Source organism: Agrobacterium sp. M50-1 (assembly GCF_049843495.1).
Classification (GTDB): Bacteria; Pseudomonadota; Alphaproteobacteria; order Rhizobiales; family Rhizobiaceae; genus Agrobacterium; species Agrobacterium radiobacter.
In genome coordinates, this window is the sequence record NZ_JBBHZH010000008.1 from 276,480 (window position 1) to 284,918 (window position 8,439).

The 8,439-nt window shown below is 59.9% G+C and carries 5 protein-coding genes; 4 read left to right on the forward strand and 1 reads right to left on the reverse strand.

Going from position 1 to position 8,439, the window contains the following annotated elements; genetic code table 11:
- Positions 1 to 10: 10 nt before the first annotated feature.
- The 4 genes from prfA to clpB all read left to right on the forward strand — a co-directional run bounded on the left by prfA (position 11) and on the right by clpB (position 6,137).
- Positions 11 to 1,090 carry a peptide chain release factor 1 gene (prfA, locus tag WDZ78_RS19430; protein WP_020009935.1) on the forward strand — a complete coding sequence of 360 codons (1,080 nt, stop codon included), beginning with the start codon at positions 11 to 13 and terminating at the stop codon, positions 1,088 to 1,090.
- Complete coding sequence (gene prmC, locus WDZ78_RS19435; protein ID WP_020009934.1) at positions 1,087 to 1,956, forward strand: peptide chain release factor N(5)-glutamine methyltransferase; 870 nt, start codon at positions 1,087 to 1,089, stop codon at positions 1,954 to 1,956. Before prfA ends, prmC begins: the two co-directional genes overlap by 4 nt.
- A gap of 397 nt (positions 1,957 to 2,353) precedes the next feature.
- Positions 2,354 to 3,145, forward strand: a complete 792-nt coding sequence (locus WDZ78_RS19440) for a DUF4167 domain-containing protein (protein ID WP_020009933.1) — start codon at positions 2,354 to 2,356, stop codon at positions 3,143 to 3,145.
- Positions 3,146 to 3,512: 367 nt separating this feature from the next.
- Positions 3,513 to 6,137: an ATP-dependent chaperone ClpB gene (gene clpB / locus WDZ78_RS19445; protein WP_425673940.1), complete on the forward strand. Its 2,625-nt coding sequence runs from the start codon at positions 3,513 to 3,515 to the stop codon at positions 6,135 to 6,137.
- 68 nt (positions 6,138 to 6,205) lie between these two features.
- Here clpB and WDZ78_RS19450 read toward each other — a convergent pair whose 3' ends face one another.
- Positions 6,206 to 8,152, reverse strand: coding sequence for a M23 family metallopeptidase (locus WDZ78_RS19450; RefSeq protein WP_020009930.1), 1,947 nt, complete (start codon positions 8,150 to 8,152; stop codon positions 6,206 to 6,208).
- Between the last annotated feature and the right edge of the window lie 287 nt (positions 8,153 to 8,439).

An 8,439-nucleotide genomic window follows, 5' to 3' on the forward strand; every position in this document is an offset into this window, starting at 1 on the left:
GGAGTGACTGGTGGCGAAGCTTCCCGTCGAAAAAATGCGCGAGTTGGAAAGACGTTTCGGCGAGATCGAAGCGCGTATGTCGGCCGGGCCTGCAGCGGATGTTTATGTGAAGCTGGCTTCGGAATATTCCGAACTCGAGCCGGTGGTGAAGAAAATCCGCGAATACGAGAAGGCGGTTTCCGAGGCCGCCGATCTCGAGGCGTTGCTTGCTGACAAGACGACGGACAAGGATATGCGCGACCTGGCGGAAATGGAGCTGCCGGAAATCGAGACCCGAATCGGCGAACTTGAAAAGGACATGCAGGTTCTGCTGCTGCCGAAGGATGCGGCGGACGAAAAAAGCGCGATCCTTGAAATCCGCGCCGGTACGGGAGGGTCCGAGGCCGCACTTTTCGCCGGTGATCTCTTCCGCATGTATGAGCGCTTCGCATCGACCAAGGGCTGGAAGGTGGAAGTGCTTTCCGCCAGCGAGGGTGAAGCGGGCGGCTACAAGGAAATCATCGCCACGATCAGCGGGCGAGGGGTATTTTCCAAGCTGAAATTCGAATCCGGCGTACACCGGGTGCAGCGTGTGCCGGAAACGGAAGCGAGCGGCCGTATCCATACCTCGGCCGCCACGGTTGCCGTGCTGCCGGAAGCGGAAGACATCGATGTCGAAATTCGCCCGGAAGACATTCGCATCGATACGATGCGCGCTTCGGGCGCCGGCGGCCAGCACGTCAACACCACCGACTCCGCCGTTCGTATCACCCATCTGCCGACGGGGCTTATCGTCACCAGTTCGGAGAAATCCCAGCATCAGAACCGCGCCAAGGCCATGCAGGTTCTGCGCTCGCGGCTTTACGATATCGAACGCCAGAAAGTGGAGAGCGAACGTTCGGCCGACCGCAAGAGCCAAGTGGGTTCCGGCGACCGCTCCGAGCGCATCCGTACCTATAATTTCCCGCAGGGCCGCGTCACCGATCACCGCATCAACCTCACGCTCTACAAGCTTGACCGGATGATCGAGGGCGAAATCGATGAACTTGTGGACGCGCTGATCGCCGATTATCAGGCCGGTCAGCTTGCCCAGCTCGGCGAGCAGCTTTGAGCACGGCGGGCGAAGCGAGCGTTGCAAGCGTGCTTGCCGCCGCCCGCAAAAGGCTGCAGGCGGCAGGGATCGAAGACCCGCTTCTCGATGCACGGCTCCTGATTGCGGAGGTCATCGATTTTTCATTGACCGATTTCGTGATGAAGCCTGATCGCGCCGTTACGCCGGAAGAAAGCGCCCGTATCGCCGCCATGATCGGAAGGCGGGCAAATGGCGAACCCGTTCACCGCATTCTCGGCCACCGGGAATTTCATGGCCTCGATCTTCTTCTGTCAAAGGAGACGCTCGAACCCCGGCCGGATACGGAAGTTCTGGTCGACACGCTGTTGCCGGCGCTGAAGAAAGCCATCTCCGCCAAGGGCAGCGCCCGCATTCTCGACATGGGCACCGGCACGGGCGCGATCTGTCTGGCGCTGTTGAAAGAATGCCCCGACGCCACCGGCATCGGCAGCGATATTTCCGCCGATGCGCTGGAAACGGCGGCCAGGAATGCGGCCCGAAATGACCTTGGCGCGCGCTTTGAGACCATACGCAGCAACTGGTTTGAAAAAATCTCCGGCAGCTTTGACATAATTGTGTCGAATCCGCCTTATATAAGAACTGATATCGTCGCAACGCTTGACCAAGAGGTTCGTAACCACGATCCGATGGCGGCGCTGGACGGAGGTCAGGACGGCCTTGCACCGTACCGCCTCATCGCTGCCGATGCAGGCCGCTTTCTTGTGGAAAACGGGATTGTCGGTGTGGAGATCGGTTTCGATCAAAGGCTTGATGTTTCCGCTATATTTGCTTCCCACGGCTTCTCTCTTCTGGACGCCGTGAAGGATTATGGCGGTAACGACAGAGTTTTGACGTTCCGAAGATAGTTGTTCGCGATATGTCTGCGGATTTTTTGCAAGGATATTTTGCACAGCAAAAGAAAAGGCTTGGATTTCCGCAGGAAGCGGGATAGTTTGCGGCCACATGCCGGGTGGCTGAGGACGAACACAGATTCGTCAGGGTATGGGTCAGTCCCGAAGCGGGTTCTTTTTGAGAGCCCTGAAAGGCTGGGCGTTTCCGGCATGTGAATCAGTAAACTTTGTTCGCAGGCGGCTCGGTGCAGCATTTGCGCAGCCGGTCGTCATACGCGAGGTCTTGTCCCGGGGTTATCTTCGGCAAGGCGCGTGATGGAGCAATTTCAGGAAAAATTTCCAGCGGTTTTCCGCCCGGAATTGCATGAAAACAACCAGATTGTCAGCAAAACAGAATTCAGGTGAGCAATTGATGAGGCCAGGACAGCAAAACAAGCGCGGCCGGGGGCGTGGAAGCAACAACAATAACAATGGTGGCGGTAACAACAACAACTTCAACCGCAAGGGCGGCAACCCGCTCACCAGGACTTATGACAGCTCCGGCCCCGATGTTAAAATCCGTGGCACAGCCCAGCACATAGCGGAAAAATACGCGGCTCTGGCGCGTGACGCGCAGAGTTCCGGCGACCGCGTGATCGCTGAGAACTATCTGCAGCACGCTGAACATTATAACCGCATCATCGCTTCGGCTCAGGCCCAGATGCAGGAACGCTTTCAGCGCGACGACCGCGGCGAATATAGCGCTGCCGATGGCGACGATATGGATGTGAATGACGGCGATGAAGGCGTCGCTGCACCGCAGCAGCAGGCCGAACAGGTTGAGCGCGCGCAGCAGCCCGAACGCCAGGAGCGTACTGAGCGGAACGAACCGCGCCAGGAGCGTCGTGAGCGTCCGGACCGCCGCGAGCGGCAGGAACGTCAGCCGCGCCAGCCGCAGGTGGCCGCCGAACAGCAGCCGCCGGTTTACGACGCCAGCCAGGCGCCGCAGCCGGTCATCGAAGGCACTCCCATGGAAGTAGCCGTCGAGGAAGAGCAGCAGCAAGCGGAAGCTCCGGCGGCTGAACGCGCACCGAAGACGCGCCGTGCAACTGGCCCGCGCCCGCGCCGCCCGCGCCGCACCGCCGCTGCGGAAGGCGCCGAAGGCGAAGATGCGCCGGCCGGTGACGACGCCGCACCTGCCACGCTTGAGAACGCTGCCGAATAAGCAGCTTCTGCAAACCACTCTGCGATCGAAAAACTCCGGCTTGCCGGAGTTTTTTGTTTTTGCCGATTGGCTATGAACATTCCGCTGGCAGACGGCGTGGATTTCACGCGGCGAATTGACGCCTGTCAGTTCGTATGAAAATTTCCCGGACGGTGGATTTTCTCCCCTTTAAACCGATGAAAATGCCTCCCATATTCGTGCAGGAAGGACGGAAGCCGCATTCGCCGGCAACCGACCTTCAAGAGGCGGCGATCGTGAAATCCTTTGAACACGGCTGTCGTAGCGGGGCTTGCCTTTTGAGGGAGCCTCAACCCTAACACCCGGAGCCGTGCCGAAAGCGGGCGGGCCGGTCTATGGAGGTTTGACTATGAATATTGAAAAATACTCCGAGCGCGTTCGTGGTTTTCTGCAATCGGCGCAGACTTTTGCGCTTGCCGAAAACCATCAGCAGTTTTCGCCCGAACACGTTCTGAAGGTTCTGCTCGATGACGAGCAGGGCATGGCGGCATCGCTGATCGAGCGCGCCGGCGGCAGCGCCAAGGAAGCGCGTCTTGCCAATGATGCGGCGCTTGCGAAATTGCCCAAGGTTTCCGGTGGAAATGGCGGCCTTTCGCTCACCGCGCCGCTCGCCAAAGTGTTCTCGACCGCGGAAGATATTGCCAAGAAGGCCGGCGACAGTTTTGTCACCGTCGAGCGTCTTCTGCAGGCGCTTGCGATTGAAAGCTCCGCTTCCACCTCGGCTTCACTGAAGAAGGCGGGTGCGACGGCGCAGGCGCTCAATCAGGTCATCAATGATATCCGCAAGGGCCGCACGGCTGACAGCGCCAATGCCGAACAGGGATTTGACGCGCTGAAGAAGTTTGCGCGCGACCTGACGGAAGAAGCCCGCGAAGGCAAGCTCGATCCGGTGATCGGTCGTGACGACGAAATCCGTCGCACTATCCAGGTCCTGTCGCGCCGTACCAAGAATAACCCCGTGCTGATCGGGGAACCGGGCGTCGGTAAAACGGCGATTGCCGAAGGTCTTGCGCTGCGCATCGTCAACGGCGATGTGCCCGAAAGCCTGAAGGACAAGAAGTTGATGGCGCTCGATATGGGCGCGCTGATTGCCGGTGCGAAATATCGCGGTGAGTTTGAAGAACGTCTGAAGGCTGTGCTCAATGAGGTGCAGGCCGAAAACGGCGGCATCATCCTGTTCATCGATGAGATGCACACGCTGGTCGGCGCCGGCAAGGCCGATGGCGCGATGGATGCGTCCAACCTCTTGAAGCCTGCGCTTGCCCGCGGTGAGCTGCACTGCGTCGGCGCCACCACGCTCGATGAATACCGCAAGCATGTGGAAAAGGATCCGGCCCTTGCCCGCCGTTTCCAGCCTGTGCTGGTGGATGAGCCGACCGTTGAGGACACGATCTCGATCCTGCGCGGGTTGAAGGAAAAATACGAACAGCACCACAAGGTCCGTATCTCGGATTCGGCCCTGGTTGCGGCTGCGACGCTTTCCAACCGTTACATCACCGACCGCTTCCTGCCCGACAAGGCAATCGACCTGATGGACGAAGCCGCTTCGCGTCTTCGCATGCAGGTGGATTCCAAGCCGGAAGAACTGGACGAGTTGGATCGCCGCATCATTCAGCTGAAGATCGAACGCGAAGCCTTGAAGCAGGAGACGGACCAGTCCTCCGCCGACCGCCTCAAGAAGCTCGAGGACGAGTTGGCCGATACGGAAGAAAAGGCGGATGCGCTGACGGCCCGCTGGCAGGCGGAAAAGCAGAAGCTCGGTCACGCCGCAGACCTGAAGAAGCGGCTGGACGAAGCCCGCAACGAACTGGCGATCGCCCAGCGCAACGGCCAGTTCCAGCGCGCCGGCGAGCTGACCTATGGCATCATTCCCGGCCTCGAAAAGGAACTGGCTGCGGCGGAAGCCCGCGACAGCAGCGGTGTCGGTTCGATGGTTCAGGAGGTTGTCACGGCCGATAACATCGCCCATGTCGTTTCCCGCTGGACGGGCATTCCGGTCGACAAGATGCTGGAAGGTCAGCGCGAAAAACTGCTGCGCATGGAAGACGAGCTTGCCAAGTCCGTTGTCGGGCAGGGCGAGGCCGTTCAGGCGGTGTCGAAAGCGGTGCGTCGTTCGCGCGCCGGCCTTCAGGATCCCAACCGGCCGATCGGTTCGTTCATCTTCCTCGGCCCGACGGGTGTCGGCAAGACCGAGCTGACCAAGTCCTTGGCCCGCTTCCTGTTCGACGACGAAACCGCGATGGTTCGCCTCGACATGTCGGAATATATGGAGAAACACTCCGTTGCCCGGCTGATCGGCGCACCTCCCGGCTATGTCGGTTACGAAGAGGGCGGCGCCCTGACGGAAGCGGTTCGCCGCCGGCCCTACCAGGTCGTGCTGTTCGACGAGATCGAAAAAGCGCATCCGGATGTGTTCAACGTCCTCTTGCAGGTGCTGGACGATGGCCGCCTGACGGACGGCCAAGGCCGCACCGTCGATTTCAAGAACACCATCATCATCATGACCTCGAACCTCGGTTCGGAATTCATGACGCAGATGGGCGACAATGACGATGTGGATTCGGTTCGTGATCTGGTGATGGAGCGGGTCCGGTCGCATTTCCGGCCGGAATTCCTCAACCGTATCGACGATATCATCCTCTTCCACCGCCTGAGGCGGGATGAGATGGGTGCCATCGTCGAAATCCAGCTGAAGCGGCTCATCTCGCTGCTTGGCGATCGCAAGATTTCGCTCGAGCTGGATGAGGATGCCCGCAACTGGCTTGCCAATAAGGGTTACGATCCGGCTTATGGCGCGCGTCCGCTGAAGCGGGTGATCCAGAAGGCTGTTCAGGACAGGCTTGCCGAAATGATCCTCGGCGGAGAAGTTCCTGACGGTTCACGGGTCAAGGTAACCTCGGGCACCGATCGGCTGCTGTTCAAGGTCAAACCCGCAAAGGGTGAGGCCGAAGCCGAAACGGCCGATGCGGCATAAAACGAAAGGGCTCCGGAAACGGAGCCCTTTTCATTTGGCAGCTTTTCGGGCCGTAAAGGTCCGGCGAATTACCGGCTCGCCACCTGATTGGGCTTTTCGTCAATATTCAGCAGATTGTCGATACGTTTTCTCTCGTCGGAGAACCGCGCGAGCGCGTCGCCGGAAAGCGACTTGCCGCCCGGCAGGCGCACCTTCATCGCGTCCACCTTGGTGCCGTTGACGATCAGCTCGTAATGCAGATGTGCGCCGGTCGAAAGGCCGGTCGATCCCACATAACCGATGACCTGGCCCTGCCGGACCTTTGAGCCTTCGGTGACACCCTTGGCGATGGCGCTCTGGTGGTTATAGGAAGAGACGTAGCCATTGGCGTGGCGGATCAGCGTCTGGTTGCCGTAACCCGAGGCCCATCCGGCCTTCTCGACGGTGCCGTTACCCGTCGCGATGATCGGCGTACCGCGGGCGGCGGCCCAGTCGGTGCCGGTGTGCATGCGGCTGAATTTCAACACCGGGTGGCGGCGCATTCCGAAACCTGACGTCATCCGGCCGTTCGGAACGGGGTTGCGCAACAGGAACTGCCGGATGCTTTTGCCGTTCTCGTCGAAATAATCGATGCTGTTGTCATCAGGATTCTGGAACCGGTAAAAACGTGTCTCGTTGTCGCCGAACTTGGCGTTGACATAGAGCAGTTCCGACTTGTCCGTCGCCTTGCCATCCGCGTCTTCCACGGAGAAGAAGGCTTCCAGCGTATCGGCCGGCTTGAGCTGCGCCTGAAAATCGACGCTGCTGGCCAGAAGCTTGATGAGCTGGGAAACCATGCTCTGGTTCATGCCGTAAGCCAGGGCCGCACGGTAGACCCCGTCATAAACGCTCGGCAGATCGCGACCTGCGGCAGGTGCCGGGGTGCTGTCGAAGGCGGTCGCCACCGCGTCGAGCTTCGGCGGTTCGCTGGCCTTGATGAAACGCTTGTGGTCATCAATGGCCATGGTGACCATGTGGCGACCCTTGCGGTAAAGGCTCACGCGCACGATGTCGCTCTTGTCGTCTTCCTGAATAATGCCGACGCGCAGCACATCGCCGCTTTCGACATTGTTCGACTGTAGTTGCGGCGAGAGCAGGCCTGCGATTTCCGACGATTGCGCCTTCGAATAACCAGCGCCGAACAGGGCGGCCTCGATGGTCTCGGTCTGGCGGGCAGGGATCACGTCGTCGGCATATTCCTTGACGGGCACCGAGGCTGACTGCGGGGTCGAAACCGACATGTTCTGTTCAACGACGCGGGCCGCGAGGCCGGCGGTGATATCGACATCGCCTTCATCATTATCGAAACGGCGGGGGTCGATGTAATAGAGCGCGGCCAGCTGTTCGTTGCCATCCGTCAGGATCGAGCCGTTCGAACGTACCGCTTCCTCAACCTCGTCGAAGCTCAGGGAGCCGGCGAAGGGGTATTTGGAGTGCTGAACGGGGAAGGCGACCGTCTTCAGGCTGACTTCGGATTCGACCTCGGAGCCGTAGATCGTTCCAGTCCGGCTTGGTGCGGGCGCCGATGCGTCCTTGTCCTCGTTGCTCGCGAAAATATTCAGGGGATCGAAGGCGGGATAATCGTCCTGCTTGGCGTAATTTGCCGCCAGCGGAATCTTGACGTGGGAGAAGGGGACCTTGCGGACCACCTCCTTGTCGCCTTCATTGATAACGGTGGAGACTTCCATGATCGACCGGTCGGATGGCCGGGCCGCGATATTCGGTGCGATGAGGCGTGTGCCCCGACGGGCGGCTTCCGTGGCGTTGTTGCCCATATCCGCCTTGGCGAAGGCTTCGGCGGGAATGGCAAGCTGCTGGCGGCCGTCGAGAGCGGCAAACAGCGCCACGCCCATCAATATGGAAGAGGTAATGCCGGTAAGGAACGTGCCGGAAAGCCATCGGAGTGAAATTTCGCGGCGATCGGGTGCACGGCGTCCTTCCGCCAGAATTGGCGGTTCTGTGCCTAGCGACCGGATCACATTGCGATCCGCAGTCATACCAGCTGTGCCCCGTCGGTCATGCGCTCTCCAGAAACTTCAGGCGAAGGTGTGCAACTTTCAAAGCCGTGAGTCAAATCGGTCGACGCACCGGCGGACATGACGCAACAGCCCATATAAGGATACGCGCAGGCGTGTCTCGTATTAACGCTTCGTTGGCAAAGCAATTAGCGAGGAAGGGGGCTAAAAGAAGGCGCGAGACGCGCCTTGCCGCCCGGGCCCCTGTTCTCCTGTGCAAAACCACAGGCGCGGTGGGGCAGTTTTATGCCGATCGGCCGGTGAAAACG

Bases quoted from the DNA above. Each gene is read 5' to 3' on its own strand.
- WDZ78_RS19440 (WP_020009933.1), top strand. From the start codon at position 2,354: ATGAGGCCAGGACAGCAAAACAAGCGCGGCCGGGGGCGTGGAAGCAAC.
- clpB (WP_425673940.1), top strand. From the start codon at position 3,513: ATGAATATTGAAAAATACTCCGAGCGCGTTCGTGGTTTTCTGCAATCG.
- WDZ78_RS19450 (WP_020009930.1), bottom strand. From the start codon at position 8,152: ATGACTGCGGATCGCAATGTGATCCGGTCGCTAGGCACAGAACCGCCA.